The organism is Sphingomonas sp. MS122 (assembly GCF_049532975.1).
GTDB lineage: Bacteria > Pseudomonadota > Alphaproteobacteria > Sphingomonadales > Sphingomonadaceae > Sphingomonas.
This window is the reverse complement of the sequence record NZ_CP186695.1, coordinates 2945203-2965212: the sequence shown is the minus strand read 5'-3', so window position 1 is coordinate 2965212 and position 20010 is coordinate 2945203. Positions and strand designations below refer to the sequence as shown.

The following is a 20010-nucleotide window of genomic DNA, read 5'->3' as shown; positions in this document are numbered from 1 at the left end:
GTTAGAAGCCGTACCGCAGGCCGAGCAGCGCCTGTGCAGACGTGTTGCCCTCGCCTTCGATATCGAATGTCGAGATACCGAGCGTCGCCATCGCGCTGAGCGCACCGAAGCTACGATAGTATGAACCGTTGGCGCCAGCCCCGAACACGCCCGGGGCGCCCGGAATGCCGCTCTCGAAATAATTGGCGTAGACGTTGCCGCTGACGCTCGACACCGAGTCCAGCGCCTGCGATGCGAAGAACTGCGCGTACCAGGTGTCGTCGCTCGTGCCCGACAGCACCGAGGTTCCGGCCGGCACGATGTAGCGGCGGTTGGCATAGCCCGCGCCGAAGCCGAACGTCGTCGGCCCGGCATTCATCGACAGCACGCCGACCACGCCGCGCGCGCGATAATTGGCGCTGGCGATCGAGCTCAGCGCGTCGGTCAGGCACCCGCCCGCTGCGGTGCCGGTGTCGCCGAACACGCAGCCATTGTAGATGTCGCCGAACGGATCGACCGGGGTGCGGAAGCTGGTCGGCAGCGCCGCGAGGTCGCGCTGGAGCTGGCGGCCGAAGCTGTCGACATGGTCGTAGACGCCGATCTGCAGCGCCGAGCGCCGCGACATCTGCCACTGCAGTGACCCGGTATAGCTCATCGATTCGTAGCGGCGGCCGACGCGCGCCTCGAGCATCAGGCGCGAGCTCGGCTTGTAGATCACGCCCGCGTCCCAGAACACGCCGTCGACGTCATAGGCGATGCGTGGCGGCGAGGCAGGATCGGTGACGAAGCGGCCGTTGCCGTCGCGCACGATGTCGCCATTGGCGTCGCGCAGCGGATCCTTCTGGGTGATCTCGATCTTCTCGTAGCCGACGCCGCCGACCACCGCGAGACCCGCGCCCACCGGCAGCACCGCATCGACGCGCGCGAACTTGCCGTCATAGGTCTGGTCGAGCTGGCTCATCTCCTCGCGCTGCCACGCGCCCGCGACGCTGAGGCCGACAGGGAGCACCGTGCCCGCCTTCACCCCGGCGGTGACCTGGGCGAGATGACTGGTCGCCGAATCGTAGAGATCGACCGGCGGCTGCGACGGGTCGACGCCGTAGATGTCCGGTTCCTCGACCTTGGTGTAGCCGAAGCGATAGGCGGCGCTGACGTCGATCGGGCCGTTGCCGGCCTGGAAGGTCGGGCCGGCATAGGCCGAATAGACCTGGCTGACGTTGCGGACATTGCCCGCGAGGTTGCCCGGCGCGTCGCCACGGATGTCGCTGCGCGTGCGCGTGGCGAGCGCACCGCCCTCGAGCGTCAGGTGCGGGGTCACGCGCACCGCGGCGCGGGCGAGGCCGCTATGCGTGTCCCCATCGGCCACGTCGCGATTGTAGGAGAAGCGATGCTCGTATTTGTAGGCGAGCTGCACCTCGACGCGGCGCGTCTGGATCGACGCGTCGATGCCCACGCCGACGCTGGTATAGGTCAGCACCTCGTCGGTGTCGAAATCGGCGACGAGCACCTGCGCGGCCTCGACATAGGGCTCGATCGACTTGCGCCGCTCCTGCGCGGCGGCCGGAAGCCCGGCGATGACGGTGGCGGCGATCGCCGCGGCGATCAGCCTCACGCCTCACCCTCCCCGTAATAGGCGCCATAGGTGCCGAAGCGGCGTCCGCCCGGCTGGAACGACACGCTGTTGAGCACGAGCTGGATCTGCTCGCACCCGTCGAGCAAGCCGACGGCTTCGCGTAGGTCGCTCTCGCTGGTGCGGTCGGCGCGCACGACGAGCATCACCTGCCCGACATGCCCGGCCAGCACCGAGGCCGGCGACGCGGCGAGCGCGGGCGGCGAATCGAAGATCACGATGCGGTTCGGATTGGCCGCGGCGAGCGCGTCGAGCACGTCGTGCGCACGCGCGCTGGCGAGCAGTTCGGTATCGGCGTTGGTGCGCGTGCCCGCGGGCAGCACCGAAAGCTGCGGCACATCGGTGTCGAGGATGCACGCCTCGGCGCTGTCGACATGGCCGGCCAGCACGTCGAGCAGGCCCGGTCCCTCGGGCGCGCCGAGGCGATGCAGCACGTCGGGCTTGGCGAAGTCGGCGTCGACCAGCAGGATCTCGACGTCCTTCTCGGCCGCCAGCGAAAGCGCGAGGTTGATCGCGCAGAAGGTCTTGCCGTCGTTCGGCTTGGCCGAGCAGACCAGGATCATGCGCGACTTGTCGGGCTCGGCGGCGTGGATCGCGCGCGCGGTGTTGAGCAGCTGGCGCTTGATCAGCCGGAATTCCTCGGCGAGCGCGGTCACCGCCGCGCCGGGAACGAGCATGCCCTCCTCGGCGAGCTTGTCACGGTCGATCGCGATGCTCGGGCGCCCGCCCGGCACGCGAGCGGCCGGGGCGGCGGGCGGGGCGACCGGTGCGGGCACCGGCGTCTCGACACGCGGCGCTTCGGCCAGGTCGAGCACGGGCGCCGCCGCCGGTTCGGACTGCGGCTGCACGCGCTGCTGCGGTTCCGGCTGCGGCGCCGGTTCAGCCTTCGGCTCCTGCGGCAGCGCCGGGATCACCCGCGGCTCGTGCATCAGGTCGTAGCGCGCCGCTGCCCGTTCGAGCAGCGAACCCTGGTAGCGGCGGGGAGTTCTGGTCGTTCATGTCTCGCCCCTCACGCCACGCCGCGCTGGAAGATTTCCAGCCCGAGCAATGCGACCCAGGCGAACACGAGCCCGCCCATCGCCGCCGCGAACATCTGCAGCCGCTTCCTGCGCAGCGCGGTCTGCGCCGCGGTCACCACTTCGCCGACCGATCCGATCACCGGCATGCCCGACGCCTTCTCCAGCCGCTTGGTGGTCGGGAAGGTCCCGGCGAGCTGGCTCAGGCCGAACGCCGCCGCCACGCCGCCGCCGAGCCCGACGATCAGCACGCCGGTGAGCAGCAGCAACCGGTTGGGCGCGGTCGGCGCCGCGGGAGTCACCGGCGGATCGATCACGCTGAACTTGACCGCGTCGGTCTGGCTCGCCGCCTGGCTGCGCAGCTTCACCTGCTCGCGGTCGGCGAGCAGCTTGTCGTACTGCGTCTTGAGCACCTGGTAGTTGCGGTCGATCTCGGCCTGCTCCTGCGCCGCGGCGGGATCGCCCGCGATCTTCTGGTCGAACGCGTTGATGTCGGCCTCGATCTGCGCCTTGCGGTTGGTCAGCGCGGCGACCTGCGCGGACTTGTCCGCCTGCATCGCGCGCAGGCTGAGATAGAGCGGGTTGGCGTTGGCGCCGCCCCCGGCCGCCGCGACCGGCCGCTCGCCGCGCGCCGCGACCTGCGCCTGCGAGAGCTGGCTCTTGAGCGCGATCACGTCGGGGTGCGCGTCGGTCCATCCGCGCGCGCGGGCTTCGGCCAGCTGTCCCTGAATAGCCGAAACACGCGCGCGCGCCGGCCCCGCGACGGCGCCGCCGCCCGGACCGGAGACCGAGGCGGACGTCCCCGCCATCTGGCCGTTGACCGCCGCCAGCCCGCTCTGGGCCGCGGCAAGGTCGGCATTGACCTGCGCCAGCTGGCTGCGCGCCGCCGCCAGCCGCTCGGTGAGCGAGCCGGTGCCGGGCAGCGAGCCGAGATAGCGCGCCTGGAACTCGGCTTGCTTGGCCTCGGCTTCCTGGAGCGCCTTCTGGCGCTGCTGGAGCTGCTGGTCGAGGAAGGTGAGCGACTGGCTCGCCTCGTCACGGCCCTGCGTGAGATTGTCCTCGACGAAGATGTCGATCAGCTTCTGCACGATGTCGCGCGACAGCTTGCCGTTGTTCGCGGTGGCGGTGATCTCGAACAGATTGTCCTGCTGCGCGGTCACCTTGATCTTCTGCTGCAGCCCGGCGACGCGGTCCGCCACGTCGCGATCGGTCGCGACGGTGTTGGCGAGCGCGGTGCCGCGCACCACTTTTTCGAGGTTGATCGCGCTGGCCAGCGTCTGGCGCACGCGGTCGATGTCCTTCTGCTGCTCCTGCTGCGTGGCGAGGGCTTCGCCCGGCAGGATCTGGCGCAGCTGCACGAACACGCGCGCGCGGCTCTCATACTGGTTCGGGATCTGCGACACGACCAGCCAGCCGAGCAGGCACAGCGCCCAGGCGACCGCCGCGGCGAGCCAGCGCCGCTGCCACACGCCATGGACTGCAGTCCGGACTTCTTCCCAAAGGCCCCCCATCAGCCGCGGCCCCTCAGAACATGCTCTCGGGGATGATGATCACGTCGCCCGGCTCCAGCCGCACGTTCGCGCTCGTATCCCCGTTCTTGAGCAGGTCGGACAGGCGCACGCGATACTCGCGCTGGCGTGCCGAATTCTTGTCGAAGCGCACCAGCCGTGCGCGGTTGCCCGCCGCGAACTCGTTGAGCCCGCCTACCGCGATCATCGCGTCGAGCAGCGTCATGTTGGCGCGATACGGGATCGACGCCGGCTTCTCGGTCGCGCCGACGACGCGGATCTGCTGGCTGTAGGTGCCGCTGAAATTCTCGACGATGACCGAGACGATCGGGTCCTTGATATACTCGCCGAGCGCGATCTTGAGGTCGTCCGCCAGCATCGCCGGGGTCTTGCCGACCGCGGGCATGTCGCTGATCAGCGGCGTGGTGATGCGGCCGTCGGGGCGCACCTGGACCTTGGCCGACAGCTCGGGATTGCGCCACACGAAGATCTGCAGGCTGTCGAGCGGGCCGATGACATATTCCTCGCCCGGCCCCTCGCGGCTGGCGACGAAGGTGGTGGCGGGCAGTTCGGGGCGGCTGCCACCCCCAGCGCAACTCGAAAGCGCGACCGCGGCGATCGACGCCGCCGTCAGAACCCGCGCACCATGCCGAAAACGCATCGCCCCAAACCTCCGTACCGCGCGCGGAGGACCGGCGTCCCGCCCCCGCAATCCACGCACATTCGCGGATGCTATGGGGTGTCAGAGGTAAAGATACCGTTAGGAAAGAAGATCGCGCGACTCGCCCGGGACATGCGTTATGATCGCCCGCGACGCGGCGCCGATTCGATTACGGCGCCGTACCGAAGCGGGAGATGGGCACATGATCGAGATTCGCACGCCAGTGACTTCCAGCGGACAGCATGGCGGCTATCCGCCCGCGCCATCGCCCTCGCCTTCGCCGACGCCGCCCCCCACGACCCGCCCCCAGAAACCCCAGGGGTAACCGGGGCACGAATGGGGCCGGGGCACCTCTACTATATCGGTATCCTGCTGACCGGCCTGTTCGTCGCGCCGTTCAGCCCGCTGGCGCGCGTCATCGTGCTCAGCTGGCTGGCGGGCGAGTTCGCCTGGTGGCTCGGGATGCCGATGCCCTGGGTCAACCTCGGCCAGCACCTCGCGGCCTTCGTGATCGGCAGCCGCTATCTGCGCAACGAATGGTGCCTGGCCGCCTGGGTGATGTTCGTCCCGATGCTCGCCTGCGACGCGCTGTCGCTGATCCAGGAGCAGGAGATCATGGCCTGGTGGGGCCTGTTGTGCACCGCGCTCGCCCAGCTCGTGCTGCTGCCGATGGGCATGGATGCGTGGCGCGTGGGCGACACGCTGCTCGGCGGCGGGGCGGCGGGCGACGCGCGTCCCCGCGACTTCCTGCGGATCGGCCTGCGCTCCGCCTGATCAGCCGCCGGCGACGATCTCCGCCGCGGGGCCATGCCCCAGGAACGCCGCCGGGCTCGCGCTCGCGCCATACGCGCCCGCCAGGAACACCGCGACGACGTCGCCCGGCGCCGCCTCGGGCAGCGCCACGCGATCGGCGAGCCGGTCGAGCGGGGTGCAGAGCGGACCCACGATGGAGACGGTTTCGCTCGGTTCCGAACTCAGTTTTCCCGCCACCGCCACCGGATAGTTGCGCCGCACCACCGTGCCGAAATTGCCCGAGGCGGCGAGCTGGTGGTGCAGCCCGCCGTCGCACACCAGGAAGGTCTCGTCGCCGCTCGTCTTCCGGTCGATCACGGTCATCAGGTAGACGCCGCACTCGCCCGCGATCCAGCGGCCGAGCTCGATCGCGAAGGCCGAGTTGACGAGCACCGACGGCCGCGCCGCCAGCGCGTCGCCCAGCGCCGCGCCGACCGCCTCGACGTCGACCGGCACGTCCCCGGCGAAATAGGGAATGCCGAACCCGCCGCCGAGATTGACCAGCGGCGGCTGCGCGCCCGCCTCGTCCGCCAGCCGCGCCGCCAGCGCCACCGTCGCCGCCTGGGTCTCGACGATCGCCGCGGTGTCGAGCGACTGGGATCCGGCGAAGATGTGGAAGCCGCGCCAGTCCGCACCTGCCTCGACTAGGCGCTTGACCAGCGCCGGCACCCGCGCCGCATCGACCCCGAAGGGCGAGGCCCGCCCGCCCATCTTCATCCCCGATCCGCGCAGCTCGAAGTCCGGGTTGACCCGCACCGCCAGCCTGGGCGCGATGCCCAGCCGCGCGCCGATCGCCAGCGCGCGCTCCGCCTCGCCCTCGGATTCGAGGTTGAGCGTCGCGCCCGCCGCGATTGCCGCCTCGAGCTCGCCATCCCGCTTGCCGGGTCCGGCAAAGCTGATGTGCGCCGCATCCTTGACCGCCAGCGCCTTGGCCAGCTCGCCGCCCGACGCGACGTCGAGCCCGCCGACCAGCGGCGCCACCGCCGCGAGGAATTCGGGCAAGGGATTGGCCTTGATCGCGAAATGGATCTCGCACGCCGGGGGCAGCGCCGCGCGCAGCCTGGCCAGCCGCTCGCGCACGACAGCGACGTCATAGACGAACAGCGGCGACCCGGCCTCGGCGACCCAGGCCGAAGCGGTCTTCCCGGCGATCGTCAGCTCGCGCTGATCCGCGAAATAAGGGGGAATCGGCCCCATCGGCTTCATGACGTCAACTCCGCCTTCAGGCCCGAACGATCGAACTTTCCATTGGCGTTGCGCGGCAGGCTCTCGCGCCATTCGTAGCGCGCGGGCTGCATGAAGTTCGGCAGCTCGCGCCGTAGCCGCTCGCGCAGCGCGGCCTCGGCCAGCGCCGCTTCGCCGCGCGCCACCGCGACCACCACGATCGCCTGCCCCAGCCGCTCGTCCTTGACCCCGAACGCCGCCGCCTCGCGCGCCTCGCCGCCCGCGAGCACCGCTTCCTCGACCTCGGTCGGGCTGATGCGGTTGCCGGCGGACTTGATCATCTCGTCGTCGCGCCCGACGAAGCGCAGCAGCCCGTCCGCCCCTTCGGTCACCGTATCGCCGGAGAATACCGCCATCCCGCCATATCGCGAGAAGTCCGGCGCCGGCTTGAAGCGCTGCGCCGTGCGCTCGGGATCCTGCCAATAGCCCTGCGCCACCAGCGGCCCGGCATGCACCAGCTCGCCCGGCTCGCCCGGATCGGCGCGCGTGCCGTCCGGCCGCACCACCATGATCTCGGCGAAGGGGATTGCGCGGCCCATCGAGTCCGGATTGGCGTCGACCAGCGCCGGGTCGAGATAGGTCGAGCGGAACGCCTCGGTCAGCCCGTACATCGGATAGAGGTCCGCTTTGGGGAACTTGGCGCGCAACCCGCGCACCAGCCCCGTGGTCAGCGCGCCGCCCGAATTGGTCAGCCGCCTGAGCCTGCGCGCGACCAGCTCGGGCCATTCGGCGTCGAGCAGCTGCACCCACAAAGGCGGCACGCCCGCGATCGTGGTGACGTCATGCCGCTCGACCGCCTTGATCACGTCCCTGGCGGTCAGATAGTCGAGCGGGATCACCCGCCCCCCGCCGGCCCAAGTCGAGAAGAGCTGGTTCTGGCCATAGTCGAAGCTCAGCGGCAGCACCCCGAGCACGCGGTCGCCGGGCGCGATCTTGAGATAATGCGCGACGCTGATCGCGCCGAGCCACATATTGGCATGGCTCAGCATCACCCCCTTGGGCCGCCCGGTCGATCCGGAGGTGTAGAGGATTGCCGCCAGCGCCTGCGGATCGGCGCCCGAGGGCGGCAGCCCCTCGCCATCCAGCACGGCCTCGTCGTCGCCCGCGATGCGGCAGCGGCCGGGCAGGTCGCCACTCTCCAGCGTCATCGACCGCGCCGGCTGAGTCAGCAGCAGCGAGGCCCCGCTGTCGGCCAGGATATGCGCCACCTGCGCGCGCTTGAGCACCGGATTGATCGGCACATGCACCAGCCTCGCGCGCGCAGCGGCAAGCGGCATCAGGCAGGCGATCCGCGTCTTGGGCAGCCAGGTGGCGACGCGCGCGCCCGGCTCGAACCCCTGTGCGCCCAGCCAATGCGCCAGCGCCCCCACAGCAGCCTCCAGCCCGGCATAGCTCAGCGTGCCCGCACGGTCCTCCAGCGCAATGGCATCCGGATTTCCCATGCCGGGCAGCGCGTCGATCGGGCGCGGGATCGGGTCGAGTTCAACCATGGCGTTTCCTTAGCCCGCATCGGTTAACGATACAGTGCGGTTTCGCATGTTAGCAGGTGCAGCACTTGGCAGCGCAGCCGCCAGACGGTAACGCAGCGCCAAAACATCAGGGGGATGCAGGTGCAGCCGGAAGGATTTCACGAGGTCGAGGAAACGGTGCGGGGCGTGCTGCGCGACGTGCTGGGCATCAGCGCCGAGCGCGCCGCGGCGTTCGACGAGGCGACGCCGCTGTTCGGCGCGCTGCCCGAGCTCGATTCGATGGCGGTCGCCGGCGTGCTCACCGAGATCGAGGACCGCCTCGGCATCATCATCGAGGATGACGAGGTCGACGGCGACATGCTCGAGACCTTCGGCGCGCTGGTCCGCTTCGCCGCCGCCAAGGCGCTGACCTGATCGCGTTCGGCCATTACGACTGGCCTGGCGGGCGCGAGGCGATGCTCCGCTTCGGCCCCGCCGCCGGCCCGGTCGTCGTCGCCGCATTGCCGCTGTTCGAGGAAGCCAACCGCACCCGCGCCTTCGCGGTGACGATCCTGCGCGCGCTGGCCGGGCACGGCATCGCGGGCCTGCTGCCCGACCTGCCCGGGCAAGGCGAGAGCTTGGTGCCGACGCACGAAACCGATCTCGACATGCTGCGCACCGCCTTCGCCGCGGCCGCCATGCCCGCCGGGGACCGCCCCGTCTTCACCTTCGCCATCCGCAGCGGCGCGCTGGTCGATACGCAGGCCAGGGTCGATGCCCATTATCATCTCTCCCCCGTCACCGGCGCCGATCTGCGCCGCGAGCTGATCCGCACGCGCCAGGCGTCGGCACGCGAGGCGGGCGAGACCTTCGATCCCGCCGGGATCGACACCGCAACCGGGCCCGTCGAGCTTGCCGGCAACCTGATCGCCCCCAGGCTCATGGCCCAGCTCGCGACCGCGACGCCGTCGGAAACAGTCGCCCGCACCGTCCGTCTCGAAACCGAGGCCAGGCCTGCCGACGCCAAGCTCCCCGGCAGCCCGCTCTGGCGCCGCGCCGAGCCGGACAACGATCTCGCCTTCGCCGAGCGCGTCGCCGACGACGTCGCCGCATGGATCGCCACATGCGCCGCCTGATCTCGTTCCAATGCGCGGGCGAGACCCTCGCCGCCACGCTCGACGAGGCGCCGGGCACCACCGGCCTGCTGATCGTCTCGGGCGGCAACGAGATCCGCATCGGCGCGCATCGCGGCATGGCCGAGCTGGCGGCGAACGTCGCGGCGGCGGGCCATCCGGTGTTCCGCTACGATCGCCGTGGCATCGGCGATTCCACCGGCGAAAACAACGGCTTCGAGTCCACTGCTGAGGATATCCGCGAAGCCGCCGCGGCCTTTCGCCGTGAAGCGCCGCAGCTCGCCCGCCTCGTCGCCTTCGGCAATTGCGACGCCGCCAGCGCGCTGATCCTGTTCCAGGCCGAGATCGGCATCGACGCGCTCGTCCTCACCAATCCCTGGACGATCGAGGCGGCCGACGACCTGCCCCCCGCCGCCGCGATCCGCTCGCGCTATGTCGAGAAGCTCAAGAACCCGCGGGAGCTGCTCCGCCTGTTCACGGGCGGCGTGAACATACGCAAGCTTGTCAGTGGCTTGGTGAAAGCATCTGCCAAATCTTCTCAAGCGCCGGCGGGCCTTCCGGCCCGGCTCGCCGCCGCGCTGGACGCCACCCGAATGCCGGTCACCATCCTGCTGGCGCAGCGCGACAATACCGCCCTCGCCTTCGCCGATCACTGGAAGAGCGACCCCTTCGCCCCGGCCCGCGCCCGCTGCGCGCTCGACACCTGCGACACCGACAGCCACAGCTTCGCCCGCCCGGCCGACAAGGCGTGGCTGACGCAGCGGGTACTGGCGGCGCTCAAGGCCTGATATTCGGAGCCCGGACATGACCAAGATCGCGGTCGTCGGCACAGGTGCAATCGGCGCGACCGTCGCGGCCTGGCTGATCGCCGATCCGGCGCTCGACGTCACCTTGTGCGCCCGCACGCCCTTCGAGCGCCTGCGCGTGCAGACCCCGGCCGGCGATCTCGAGAGTCGCCCCACCCTGCTGACCGACCCGGCCATGGCCATGCCGGCCGACTGGGTGATCGTCGCGACCAAGACCTATGACGCCGCCGGTGCGGCGCGCTGGCTCGAGCGGCTGGTGCAGGACGGCACGCGCGTCGCGATCCTCCAGAACGGCGTCGAGCATCTCGCGCGCTTCCCGCAGCTCGACCCCGACCGGATCGTCCCCGTGGTCGTCGACATCCCCGCGGAACGCACCGCGCCCGGCGAGGTCGTCCAGCGCCGCACCGGCAGCCTCACCGTCCCCGCCGGCCCGGCCGGCGAAGCCCTCGCCGCCCTGTTCGCCGCCACCCCGATCGAGCTGCGGCTGACCGACGACTGGCTGACCGCCGCCTGGGCCAAACTCGCCATCAATTGCGCAGGCGTCGTCAGCGCGCTCACGCTCAAGCCCGCTGGCATCGCCCACGATCCCGAGATCGCGGAGCTGATGCGCGGGCTGGTCAGCGAATGCATCGCGGTCGGCCGCGCGGAAGGCGCTGCGCTGGACGACGAGGTCGCCGACCGCGTGATCGAGGGCTATCGCAGCGGCCCGGCGGACTCGATCAACTCGATCCACGCCGACCGCCTCGCCGGCCGCGAGACCGAGATCGACGCGCGCAACGAAGTGATCGTCCGCCTCGGCGCCCGCCACGGCATTGATGCCCCGCTCAACCGCATGGCTGCTGCGATCATCCGCGCGAGTTGACGCCATGGATTGGTTCAACACTTCATTTGGATGGTTCGGGCTTGTCGCGGCGCTGGTGCTGCTAGTGCTTATGTTCGGCACCGACAGGCTGCGCAGCGACGCGAGCATATCGCGTTGGCGGGACCTCACATGGCTGTCATGGACAGCGGTCACCATCTACCTCCTGCACAACGCGGAAGAATATGCGATCGACTCATATGGTCAGATCTATGCGTTCCCGGCGGCGATGTGCGCCAACTTCGGCCACGGACCGTATCCGGACTGCCCGGTCCCGCCGATGTTCTTCACGGCGGTCAACGTTCCAATGTTCTGGTTCGTTGGTCCGATCGCGGCGCTGCTCAGCCGGCGGCATCCGCTCATCGGACTGACGCTCTACAGCGTGATCTCCACCAATGCGGCGGTTCATATCGTTGGCGCGCTGACGACCGGGAGCTACAATCCGGGGCTGTTTACGGCCGCGTTGCTTTTCGTGCCGCTGGCGGCGTGGGCCGGTTATGCGCTCTTCGGCAAGCATGGCCTGAGTTACCAGGCCATGGCGTTCCTTATCGTCTTGGGCGTGGTGGCGCACGCCGTCTTGGCCGGGTCGATCTTCGCGCTCAGGACCGGAGCGATCGGTGCCTCGGCAGCAGCTGCGCTTCAGTGCCTGAACGCTGCCTTGTTACTTGCCGCGCCATGGTTCGCGGAGCATTTTGGTGTGCGCATCGCGTATCGTGATGACGAACCCTGAGCGGAGTCACCCGAGCCCCTCTGGACCCACCCCTCACTCCGCCGCTTCGGCGACCGCCTCGAAATCGGCCTCGGCGAGGAAGCGCTCGGCGTCGAGCGCGGCCATGCACCCCGTCCCCGCCGCGGTGATCGCCTGGCGGTAGACCTTGTCCATCACGTCGCCGCACGCGAACACGCCCGGCACGCTGGTGCGGGTGGTGCCGGTCTCGACCTCGATATAGCTGTCGGCATCGAGCTTGAGATGCCCGCGGAACAGCTCGGTCGCCGGGTGGTGGCCGATCGCGACGAAGCCGCCCTCGACGTCGATGTCGGAGAGCTCGCCGGTCACCGTGTCCTTGAGCTTGAGGCCGACCAGCCCCTCGGGGTCGCCGCCGCCGACGAACTCGACGACTTCCTTGTTCCACAAGGTCTTGATCTTGGGATTGGCGAACAGCCGCTGCTGCAGGATCTTCTCGGCTCGCAGCGTGTCGCGGCGGTGGATCAGCGTGACGTCATGGCTGTGGTTGGTGAGGTACAAAGCCTCCTCGACCGCGGTGTTGCCGCCGCCGATCACCGCCACCTTCTTGCCGCGGTAGAAGAAGCCGTCGCAGGTCGCGCACGCGCTCGCGCCCTTGCCCTTCATCGCCTCCTCGCTGTCGAGGCCCAGCCACTTGGCCTGCGCGCCCGTCGCGATCACCAGCGTGTCGCCGAGATAGACGGTGCCGCCGTCGCCGACCATGCGGAACGGCCGCTGGGTCAGGTCGACCTCGACGATCGTGTCGTACATCATCTGCGCGCCGACATGCTCGGCCTGGGCCTGCATCTCCTGCATCAGCCACGGGCCCTGGATCACCTCGCGAAAGCCGGGATAATTCTCGACATCGGTGGTGGTCATCAGCTGCCCGCCGGGCTGGATGCCCTGCACCACGATCGGCGCGAGGCCCGCGCGCGCGCCATAGATGGCGGCGCTGAGGCCGGCCGGGCCGGAACCGAGGATCAGCATGCGGGTCGAGTGAATGGCAGTCATCGTCAGTCCTGTTGGCCCCAAATACGGGTAGCGGCGCCGCATCTAGGGGGACGGCGCCGCCAAAGGCAACATGGGTGGCGGCCGCCCGCGCGCCAGCAAAGCGATTCTGTTGTGGACGAAAGCCGGTTGAAGCCCCGTATCTTGTATCGGCCCCCGGCTTGCGCGAAGCTGCTGCGATGATGATCCGCCGCACCCTGCTCGCCCCTTTGCTCTTTGGCGCCCTTCTGGCACCCGCCGCCGCTTTCGCCCAGGTGACGCCGGCGCCCGCACCGGCAACCCCGGCTGCTCCCGCGCCCAAGCCCGCGACGCAGAAGGTGGCGGTCGAGACCAGCCTCGGCCGTATCGTGCTCGAGCTCGAGACCGAGCGCGCGCCGATCACCGCGCGCAACTTCCTGCGCTATGCCGACCAGAAAAGGCTCGACGGCATCGCCTTCTACCGCTCGGTCAAGGTCGCCGACAAGTTCGGCTTCGTGCAGTTCGGGATCGAGGGCAATCCCAAGCGCGCGCTGCCGCCGATCAAGCACGAGCCGACCACCCAGACGGGCGTCCGCCACGTCAACGGCGCGATCTCCACCGCGCGCCTCGCGCCGGGCACCGCGCGCGGCGAGTTCACGATCAGCGTCGGCGACCAGACCTCGCTCGACGCCAATCCGTCGGCGCCCGGCGACAATCTCGGCTATGCCGCGTTCGGCAAGGTGGTCGAGGGGATGGACGTGATCTGGAAGATCCTCGACGCCCCCACCTCGCCCACCAAGGGCGAGGGCGTGATGAAGGGCCAGATGCTCGAGCCCAAGGTGAAGATACTGAGCGTCCGCCGCGTGCCGTAGATCGCTCCGTCATCCACCCGCACGCCGATCGTCACCCCGGCCTTGTGCCGGGGTGATGGAGGAACCGCTTGCAATGTTGGATTTGTTCTGCAAACGTTCTTTTCTAGCGCGCTACGCGCCCGCTCTTTCTCATCGCCGGCAGCAGAGCGTAAGCCCAGCCAAACCGGGGCCGATAGTGTAAACCTTGTGTCAACTTCCGCGGTCGTGCGGTGCGCAAGTCGCGCGCCGCTCACCCGCCCTTGGCGGCGTCCGCGGCGCGCAGGATGCGCAGCACGTTGCCCGACCAGATCTTGGCGATGTCGGCCTCCGAATAGCCGGCGGCGAGCAGCCGTTCGGTGACCTTGGGCAATGCCGTGATGTCCTCGAACCCGCGCACCCCGCCGCCGCCGTCCCAGTCGGCGCCTATGCAGACATGGTCCGGGCCCGCGACCTTGAGCAGGTAGAGCAGGTTGCGCATGAAATTCTCGAAGTCGGTGTCCTGCACCGGTGCGGTCGCGTCGAGCTTGCGGATGTCGGCGGTCAGCTTGGCCTGCTCGGCCGCGGAGAGGCTGGCGATGTTGTCGGCCATGTCCGACAGCCGGTTGCGTTCGTCGGTATAGACCATCTTGGTCAGGAACACGCTGTTCATGCACACCGCCCCGCCCTTCGCCGCGAGCCGGCGGATGCGGTCGTCGTCGATGTTGCGGTTGTGATCCCACATCGCCTTGGGCCCCGAATGCGACAGGATGATCGGCGCCTTGCTGAGCTCGAGCAGCTGGTCGAACGCCGCGTCGGACGAGTGGCTGCCGTCGATGACCATGCCGAGCCGGTTCATCTCCGCGACCCATTTCCGCCCCAGCGGCGACAGGCCCTTCCAGGTGTTCGAGCCAGTCGCCGAATCCGCGAACTGGTTGTCCTTGGAATGCACCGGCCCCGCCATGCGCACCCCGCCGTCGTAGAATTTCTGCAGCAGCGAAAGGTCCTCGCCGAGCGGATAGCTGTTCTCGATGCTGATGAAGGCGAAGCGGAGGCCGGCCTTGTCGGCGCGCACCGCCTGGTCGGCGGTCGCCACCAGCTCGATCCGGCTGGGATAGGCGGCCATCGTCCGGTGGATCTCGTCGAGCCGCTTGAACGCGAACGCCTTGGCGTCGGCAAAGCCCTGCGGCGTCAGCGGCCCCTGGCGGGTGTAGATCACGAACATCCCGCCATCGAGCGCGCCGGTCTCCATCCGGCCGAGATCGACCTGCGCGAGATCGGTGTGCCAGTCATGGCGGTCGCCGAACTTCCAGTGGGGGTTGGAGAACCACACCGGCGTGTCGAGATGCGTGTCGAGCGTCATCAGCCGCTGGTGCAGCGACGGGAGCGGCTCGTTCTGCTGGGCGACGGTGGGCGCGCAGCTCGCCACGGCGAGAGCGAGAAAAGGCAGGCCGATCAGACGCATCGAAGGCTCCGTCCACGGGAAGGGTGGACGGACCCTATCGACTGGCGCCCTCAGCGCAAGGGCGAGATCACTCGACCGGCTTGACGTCGAGCCCGGTCCACTTTGCGGCGAACGCCCAGAGGTCGGAGGTCTCCTCGATCACCTTGTCGGTCGGCTTGCCCGTGCCATGGCCGGCGCGGGTCTCGATGCGGACGAGATGCGGCTTCGGGCCGATATCCGCCGCCTGCAACGCCGCGGTGTATTTGAAGGTGTGGCCGGGGACCACGCGGTCGTCGGTGTCCGCGGTGGTGGCGAGGATCGCCGGATAGGCCTTGCCCGCGGCGATGTTGTGATAGGGCGAATAGGCGCGCAGCACCTTCCAGTCCGCTTCCTTCGACGGATAGCCGTAGTCGTCGACCCAGTAGCGGCCGGCGGTCCAGCGGTCGAAGCGCAGCATGTCCATCACGCCGACCGCGGGCAGCGCCGCGGCGAACAGGTCGGGCCGCTGGTTGACCACCGCACCGACCAGCAGGCCGCCGTTCGACCCGCCCTGGATGGCGAGACCGTCCTTCTTGGTGATGCCCTGCGCGATCAGATACTCGCCCGCCGCGATGAAATCGTCGAACACATTCTGCTTGTTGGCGAGGCGGCCGCCGTCGTGCCACGCCTTGCCATATTCGCCGCCGCCGCGGATGTTGGCGAGGACGAACACCCCGCCCTGCTCCATCCAGGCGAGCCGCGAAGCCGAGAAGGCCGGGCCGTAGCTGACGTTGAACCCGCCATAGCCCCACAACAGGGTCGGCGCCGGGCCGGTCACGTCCTTCCGCTTGACGATGAACATCGGCACCTTGGTGCCGTCCTTCGAGGTGAAGAAGCGCTGCTCGACGCTGTAGTTCGCCGGATCGAACGCGACCTTGGGCTGGGCCCAGGCTTTCGCTTCGCCGGTCTTCACGTCGTAGCGATAGACGGTGGTCGGCATGTTGAAGCTGGTGAAGGCGTAGAAGGCCTCGCTCGCGTCGGGATCGCCGCTGAAGCCGGCGACGCTGCCGATGCCCGGCGTCGCCACCTTGCCGAGCAGCTTGCCGTCGAGCGAGTAGCGGCGCATCTCGTCCTTGGCATCGACCATGTAGCTGACGAACAACTGCCCGCCGACGATGCCCGCACTTTCCAGCGTCGCCGCGTCCTCCGGGATCAGGTCGGTCGCGACCGGGTTCGCCTGCGCGACGTCCATCGTCACCAGCTTGATCTTCGGCGCGCCCTTGTTGGTGGTCCAGAAGAAGCGGGTGCCGACATTGCCGGCGAGCGTCCAGTTGTTCTCGAGCCCCGCGATCAGCTTGCGCGGCTTGGCGCCCGGGGTCTTGAGGTCGAGCAGCGTGATCTCGTAGCGGTCATCGGTGCCCTCGGTGGTGGTGATGACCAGCCAGTTGCCGTCCTCGGTCACCTGCGCGAAATGGCCGCGCTTGGGGGTCTCGGGGGTCGCGTAGATCAGCGTGTCGGCGCTCTGCGGCGTCCCGATCTTGTGGAAATAGACCGACTGGTTCTCGTTGAGCTGCTGGAACGCCTGTCCCTCGGCGGGCTCCGGGAAGCGGCTGTAGTAGAAGCCCGAACCGTCCTTCGCCCAGGCGAGATTGCTGAACTTGATCCACTTGACCTCGTCGTCCAGCGTCTTGCCGGTGGCGACGTCGAGCACCTTGACCGTACGCCAGTCGGACCCGCCGTCCTGGATGCCGTAGACGAGCAGCTTGCCGTCCTCCGAGGGCACCCATTCCGACAGCGCGGTGGCGCCGTCCTTGGCCCATGTGTTCGGATCGATCAGCACGCGGCCGGCACCGTCGAGGCTGTCGCGCACCCACAGCACCGCCTGGTTCTGCAGGCCGGTATTGTGGCTGTAGAAATAGCGGCCGCCCTTGCGCGTCGGCACGCCGAACCGCTCATAGTCGAACAGCTGCTTGATGCGGTTCTTGAAGATGTCGCGGCCCGGCAGCGTCGCGAGATAGGCGTCGGTCACGCGGTTCTGCGCCTCGACCCAGGCCGCGACCTCCTTGTCGTTGCGCACGTCGTTCTCGAGCCAGCGATAGGGATCGGCGACCTTCTGTCCGAACACCTCCTCGGTCACGGCGTCGCGCTTGGTCTCGGGATAGGCGATCGGGGCAGGCATCGTGGTCGGCGACTCCGGGCTGGCATGAGCGATTGGGGCGGCAAAGAGCAGCGGGAGAGCGAGAAGCGGCGCGCGGCGCATTGGTATCTCCTGAAACGGAAGCGCCGCACCCTATTGCCGCACGGCGCGCGGTCAAGCGTTCGCGTCGTCCGGTCAGGCGAACGGCCCCACCGAGGTCACGTAGCTCGCCCAGCCCATGACGACGAGCGGCAGCGTGGCGAAGCCGATCGCCACCGCTCCACTCGTGCCGGATTGCCTGTTCGTCTTCATGTCGTCCTCGAAATCCCGTCTCGGACGTGAAGATGGGAAGCCGCGGCCCGCGCCAAAGCGCAGTTATTCTTTCGACTCCGCAACGTTGGCTTCGGGGACGGTCATCGGGCAGGATGGCGGGATGGCCGGCCTGTTCGCCCTGATCGCTCCGTTGCTGTTGCCGGCCACGCCCACCGCTCCCGCGAACGCCAACGCCTGCGTCGCTCCGGCGCCCGGCGGCAGCGGGATCATCGGAATCCTGCGCAACCGCTGCGGCCATCGCGTCGTCGCCTATATGTGCGTGGTCGGTCCGCCAGCGAGGGGGGCGCAAATGTTCTTCGACTGCGCCAGGGGCCAGGTCGGCAGCTACGACCTCAAGGCCAATGGCGAGGCGCGGGCGATCTTTCGCGGCGCGCGGCGAATCCACTGGTTCGCCTGCCGCTTCCCCGAGTTCCTGCCGCGGCAGGTGCAGTATCGCGCCGGCAAGGGGCTCACCGGGCGCTGCGAGTGAGGTTGGGCGAATGCAGAAAGGGCGGCCGCATCGCTGCGACCGCCCCTCTCTCTTGCGAGCGAAGCGCCGATCAGGCCGCTTCGTCGAAATCCTCGTCGGTCATCACCGGACCCGAATCCTGGCCCTTGGCCGAGACGTCGCGGTCGACGAACTCGATGATCGCCATCGGCGACGCGTCCGAAGCGCGCGGGCCGGTCTTGATGATGCGGGTATAGCCGCCGTTGCGGTCGGCGTAGCGCGCGGCGAGCACGTCGAACAGCTTCACCAGCTGGGCGTCGTCGAGCAGGCGGGCATGGGCGAGACGGCGGTTCGACAGGCCGCCCTTCTTGGCCAGCGTCACCAGCTTCTCGACATAGGGGCGAAGCTCCTTCGCCTTGGCGACGGTGGTGGTGATCTGCTCGTGCTTGATCAGCGCGGCCGACATATTGCGGAACAGCGCGGCGCGATGGGCCGAGGTGCGCTGGAGCTTACGGCCGCCGTACTTATGGCGCATGATTTCAGTCCTTCGTTCGTCCGGACGCCGTATCAGGCACGCCCGGCCAGGTGATGCATCCGGGCCACCACCCATAACCCAAAGACAAAGGGGCGGAGCCGAAGGCCCCGCCCTGTCGGAAATGCCCAAAGCCCAAGGCGCGGGAAAAGTCAATCCCGCGTGGCTTCACTCCGGCCGATAGACCTGGGGCGGCCGGCCCGTCTCGATGATATAGGCGGTGCCCGGGTTCGCGACGAACTCGCCGCCCGCCTCGAGATTGCCGTCGGCCGCATCCGCGACCTCGAACAGCATCTCGCCGAACGCATAGTCGTTGCGAGTCGACGCGCCGTTGCGCGACAGCGCCACCGCGAAGCTCAGCGCGGGGTCGGTCCCGGCGACCCGGAAGCCCTGCGTCCCCCAGGGATCGCGCCCGAACGTTTCCTCTGCGCGGTCGAACTGCGCCTGCATCGCGCCCATCTGGCACTGGTTGTAGGTCAGCACCAACGTCGTGCCGGGCTTGAGCCCGTCCTCGACCGCGGTCCGCGCCGATCCGCCGAACGCCGCGTGCAGCAGCTGGCGGTTATCCTCGGTCACCTTGACCGTGTAGCTGTAGGTGCGGTCGGTCACGCGCTCGGTGCCGTCGGCGTTGAAGCTGCGGTTGATCGTCACCGGCACGGCATTGTCGTAGTAGAAGGTATCGCTGACGGTCATCGACCCGTCGGCGTTGCGCGTGATCGTCTGGACGCCCGAATTCTCGCGCATGCCGAGCTCGGCCGAGATCGGGCCGACGCCGATCTGGATGCCGGTCGACGAGACATATTCGTGGGTCGTGACGTTCTGGGTATCGAGCACCCGCGTCTCGGGCCCGGAGATGTCGAGCTTCTGCTGGAACAGCGAGTTGGTGCGCAGCTGATCGACGCGCGCGAGCTGCGCGGTGACCGGCCCGGCGTCGAGCCCCATGCCACTCGCGCGTTCGACCGCCTGATAGGGTCCGACCGAGACCTGCGCCTGGTTGCCGTCCGCGCTGCGCTGCACCTGCATCGTCACCCCGGACTCGAGGCGCACGCTCTGCGTCGCGAGCACATGGCGCACCTGCGCCTCATATTGCGTGCCGACGAACTGGCCGAGGTCGACCTTCACCTGCACCCCCGGCGGCAGCGAGCGCGGGTCGAACGGATTGATGCCGGCGAGTTGCTCCGCGCTGGTGCCCTCGGGCGCGATGATCTCGAAATTGGCGACGCTGCCGGCGCTCACGGTCGCCTCGCCCGACGCCTGCTTGCCTTCGGCACCCACCGTCGTCCCTTGCCCCACGCGGACCGACGCCGTGTAGGTGACGTTGCCGTGCTGCGTCTCGCGGCCGGCGCCGATGGTGACCGCAGGACCGGTCGTTCCGGGCTGCGGCACGATGCCCAGCTCGAACTTGACGCCCGTGCCGCCGCCCGGCGAGGGGCCGGCCGGCTCGGGGTTGGGCGGCGGGGGTGGCGGCGCCCGCTCGGGCTGGCGCGTCGGAAGCAGCCCGGTAAGCGTCGCGCCGACGGTCCGCACGGCTGAGTTGATAGGGCCGATGCTCATACTGGGTCCTCATCTCGTTCAGACCCGGAAT

At 69.1% G+C, this 20010-nt stretch carries 19 protein-coding genes; 8 read left to right on the top strand and 11 right to left on the bottom strand.

Annotated features, from left to right (window positions below; all coding sequences use genetic code 11):
- Nucleotide 1 precedes the first annotated feature (1 nt).
- The 4 genes from ACO227_RS14345 to ACO227_RS14330 form a co-directional block, all read right to left on the bottom strand.
- Nucleotides 2-1591 (bottom strand): hypothetical protein, encoded by a 1590-nt coding sequence (locus ACO227_RS14345; protein ID WP_423602570.1) that lies wholly within the window; start codon nt 1589-1591, stop codon nt 2-4.
- Nucleotides 1588-2538, bottom strand: a complete 951-nt coding sequence (locus tag ACO227_RS14340) for an AAA family ATPase (RefSeq protein ID WP_423602569.1) — start codon at nt 2536-2538, stop codon at nt 1588-1590. Before ACO227_RS14340 ends, ACO227_RS14345 begins: the two co-directional genes overlap by 4 nt.
- Nucleotides 2539-2618: 80 nt before the next feature.
- Nucleotides 2619-4136, bottom strand: coding sequence for an XrtA system polysaccharide chain length determinant (locus ACO227_RS14335; RefSeq protein WP_423602567.1), 1518 nt, complete (start codon nt 4134-4136; stop codon nt 2619-2621).
- Nucleotides 4137-4149: 13 nt separating this feature from the next.
- Nucleotides 4150-4794 carry an XrtA/PEP-CTERM system exopolysaccharide export protein gene (locus ACO227_RS14330; RefSeq protein WP_265116008.1) on the bottom strand — a complete coding sequence of 215 codons (645 nt, stop codon included), beginning with the start codon at nt 4792-4794 and terminating at the stop codon, nt 4150-4152.
- A 336-nt stretch (nt 4795-5130) separates the two neighbouring features.
- Between ACO227_RS14330 and ACO227_RS14325 the strand changes: the two genes are divergently transcribed.
- On the top strand, nt 5131-5568 hold the full coding sequence (locus ACO227_RS14325) for a hypothetical protein (protein WP_423602566.1): 438 nt from the start codon (nt 5131-5133) through the stop codon (nt 5566-5568).
- Here the strand turns inward: ACO227_RS14325 and ACO227_RS14320 are convergent, their stop codons facing one another.
- Both ACO227_RS14320 and ACO227_RS14315 read right to left on the bottom strand, forming a co-directional pair.
- Nucleotides 5569-6792 carry a pyridoxal-dependent decarboxylase, exosortase A system-associated gene (locus ACO227_RS14320; RefSeq protein WP_423602565.1) on the bottom strand — a complete coding sequence of 408 codons (1224 nt, stop codon included), beginning with the start codon at nt 6790-6792 and terminating at the stop codon, nt 5569-5571.
- A complete protein-coding gene (locus tag ACO227_RS14315; protein ID WP_423602563.1) occupies nt 6789-8300 on the bottom strand; it encodes an acyl-CoA ligase (AMP-forming), exosortase A system-associated in 1512 nt (503 codons plus the stop codon). The genes ACO227_RS14320 and ACO227_RS14315 overlap by 4 nt, the downstream gene beginning before the upstream one ends.
- Before the next feature lie 114 nt (nt 8301-8414).
- On the opposite strand from ACO227_RS14315, the gene ACO227_RS14310 reads away from it, so the two are divergent.
- From ACO227_RS14310 to ACO227_RS14290, 5 genes are read left to right on the top strand one after another with little or no spacing between them, the layout of a single operon-like run.
- Nucleotides 8415-8693: an acyl carrier protein gene (locus tag ACO227_RS14310; protein ID WP_423602561.1), complete on the top strand. Its 279-nt coding sequence runs from the start codon at nt 8415-8417 to the stop codon at nt 8691-8693.
- Nucleotides 8694-8734: 41 nt separating this feature from the next.
- Nucleotides 8735-9394 (top strand): hypothetical protein, encoded by a 660-nt coding sequence (locus ACO227_RS14305; RefSeq protein ID WP_423602559.1) that lies wholly within the window; start codon nt 8735-8737, stop codon nt 9392-9394.
- Entirely contained in the window at nt 9382-10179 is a 798-nt protein-coding gene (locus ACO227_RS14300; RefSeq protein ID WP_423602558.1) for a hydrolase 1, exosortase A system-associated, read from the top strand. Before ACO227_RS14305 ends, ACO227_RS14300 begins: the two co-directional genes overlap by 13 nt.
- 16 nt (nt 10180-10195) lie before the next feature.
- Complete coding sequence (locus tag ACO227_RS14295; protein ID WP_423602556.1) at nt 10196-11059, top strand: 2-dehydropantoate 2-reductase; 864 nt, start codon at nt 10196-10198, stop codon at nt 11057-11059.
- Between the two features lie 4 nt (nt 11060-11063).
- Nucleotides 11064-11786, top strand: a complete 723-nt coding sequence (locus ACO227_RS14290) for an HXXEE domain-containing protein (RefSeq protein WP_423602554.1) — start codon at nt 11064-11066, stop codon at nt 11784-11786.
- A 33-nt stretch (nt 11787-11819) separates the two neighbouring features.
- On the opposite strand, the gene trxB is transcribed toward ACO227_RS14290, so the two are convergent.
- Nucleotides 11820-12791, bottom strand: a complete 972-nt coding sequence (trxB, locus tag ACO227_RS14285) for a thioredoxin-disulfide reductase (RefSeq protein WP_423602552.1) — start codon at nt 12789-12791, stop codon at nt 11820-11822.
- Nucleotides 12792-12967: 176 nt separating this feature from the next.
- On the opposite strand from trxB, the gene ACO227_RS14280 reads away from it, so the two are divergent.
- On the top strand, nt 12968-13618 hold the full coding sequence (locus tag ACO227_RS14280; RefSeq protein ID WP_423602550.1) for a peptidylprolyl isomerase: 651 nt from the start codon (nt 12968-12970) through the stop codon (nt 13616-13618).
- A 229-nt stretch (nt 13619-13847) separates the two neighbouring features.
- Here ACO227_RS14280 and ACO227_RS14275 read toward each other — a convergent pair whose 3' ends face one another.
- Nucleotides 13848-15038, bottom strand: a complete 1191-nt coding sequence (locus ACO227_RS14275) for a dipeptidase (RefSeq protein ID WP_423602549.1) — start codon at nt 15036-15038, stop codon at nt 13848-13850.
- Nucleotides 15039-15105: 67 nt separating this feature from the next.
- Nucleotides 15106-17175, bottom strand: coding sequence for a prolyl oligopeptidase family serine peptidase (locus tag ACO227_RS14270; protein ID WP_423602547.1), 2070 nt, complete (start codon nt 17173-17175; stop codon nt 15106-15108).
- Between the two features lie 391 nt (nt 17176-17566).
- On the opposite strand from ACO227_RS14270, the gene ACO227_RS14265 reads away from it, so the two are divergent.
- Nucleotides 17567-17935, top strand: coding sequence for a hypothetical protein (locus ACO227_RS14265; protein ID WP_423602546.1), 369 nt, complete (start codon nt 17567-17569; stop codon nt 17933-17935).
- A gap of 70 nt (nt 17936-18005) precedes the next feature.
- Here ACO227_RS14265 and rplQ read toward each other — a convergent pair whose 3' ends face one another.
- A complete protein-coding gene (gene rplQ, locus ACO227_RS14260) occupies nt 18006-18428 on the bottom strand; it encodes a 50S ribosomal protein L17 (protein WP_423602545.1) in 423 nt (140 codons plus the stop codon).
- Nucleotides 18429-18593: 165 nt separating this feature from the next.
- Nucleotides 18594-19979 (bottom strand): hypothetical protein, encoded by a 1386-nt coding sequence (locus ACO227_RS14255; RefSeq protein ID WP_423602543.1) that lies wholly within the window; start codon nt 19977-19979, stop codon nt 18594-18596.
- Nucleotides 19980-20010 lie beyond the last annotated feature (31 nt).

What these genes read in the sequence shown, in the direction of transcription:
- ACO227_RS14340 (WP_423602569.1), bottom strand. Translation starts at nt 2,538, where the DNA reads ATGCACGAGCCGCGGGTGATCCCGGCGCTGCCGCAGGAGCCGAAGGCT.
- ACO227_RS14335 (WP_423602567.1), bottom strand. Translation starts at nt 4,136, where the DNA reads ATGGGGGGCCTTTGGGAAGAAGTCCGGACTGCAGTCCATGGCGTGTGG.
- ACO227_RS14330 (WP_265116008.1), bottom strand. Translation starts at nt 4,794, where the DNA reads ATGCGTTTTCGGCATGGTGCGCGGGTTCTGACGGCGGCGTCGATCGCC.
- ACO227_RS14325 (WP_423602566.1), top strand. Translation starts at nt 5,131, where the DNA reads ATGGGGCCGGGGCACCTCTACTATATCGGTATCCTGCTGACCGGCCTG.
- ACO227_RS14320 (WP_423602565.1), bottom strand. Translation starts at nt 6,792, where the DNA reads ATGAAGCCGATGGGGCCGATTCCCCCTTATTTCGCGGATCAGCGCGAG.
- ACO227_RS14315 (WP_423602563.1), bottom strand. Translation starts at nt 8,300, where the DNA reads ATGGTTGAACTCGACCCGATCCCGCGCCCGATCGACGCGCTGCCCGGC.
- ACO227_RS14310 (WP_423602561.1), top strand. Translation starts at nt 8,415, where the DNA reads ATGCAGGTGCAGCCGGAAGGATTTCACGAGGTCGAGGAAACGGTGCGG.
- ACO227_RS14305 (WP_423602559.1), top strand. Translation starts at nt 8,735, where the DNA reads ATGCTCCGCTTCGGCCCCGCCGCCGGCCCGGTCGTCGTCGCCGCATTG.
- ACO227_RS14300 (WP_423602558.1), top strand. Translation starts at nt 9,382, where the DNA reads ATGCGCCGCCTGATCTCGTTCCAATGCGCGGGCGAGACCCTCGCCGCC.
- ACO227_RS14295 (WP_423602556.1), top strand. Translation starts at nt 10,196, where the DNA reads ATGACCAAGATCGCGGTCGTCGGCACAGGTGCAATCGGCGCGACCGTC.
- ACO227_RS14290 (WP_423602554.1), top strand. Translation starts at nt 11,064, where the DNA reads ATGGATTGGTTCAACACTTCATTTGGATGGTTCGGGCTTGTCGCGGCG.
- trxB (WP_423602552.1), bottom strand. Translation starts at nt 12,791, where the DNA reads ATGACTGCCATTCACTCGACCCGCATGCTGATCCTCGGTTCCGGCCCG.
- ACO227_RS14280 (WP_423602550.1), top strand. Translation starts at nt 12,968, where the DNA reads ATGATGATCCGCCGCACCCTGCTCGCCCCTTTGCTCTTTGGCGCCCTT.
- ACO227_RS14275 (WP_423602549.1), bottom strand. Translation starts at nt 15,038, where the DNA reads ATGCGTCTGATCGGCCTGCCTTTTCTCGCTCTCGCCGTGGCGAGCTGC.
- ACO227_RS14270 (WP_423602547.1), bottom strand. Translation starts at nt 17,175, where the DNA reads ATGCCTGCCCCGATCGCCTATCCCGAGACCAAGCGCGACGCCGTGACC.
- ACO227_RS14265 (WP_423602546.1), top strand. Translation starts at nt 17,567, where the DNA reads ATGGCCGGCCTGTTCGCCCTGATCGCTCCGTTGCTGTTGCCGGCCACG.
- rplQ (WP_423602545.1), bottom strand. Translation starts at nt 18,428, where the DNA reads ATGCGCCATAAGTACGGCGGCCGTAAGCTCCAGCGCACCTCGGCCCAT.
- ACO227_RS14255 (WP_423602543.1), bottom strand. Translation starts at nt 19,979, where the DNA reads ATGAGCATCGGCCCTATCAACTCAGCCGTGCGGACCGTCGGCGCGACG.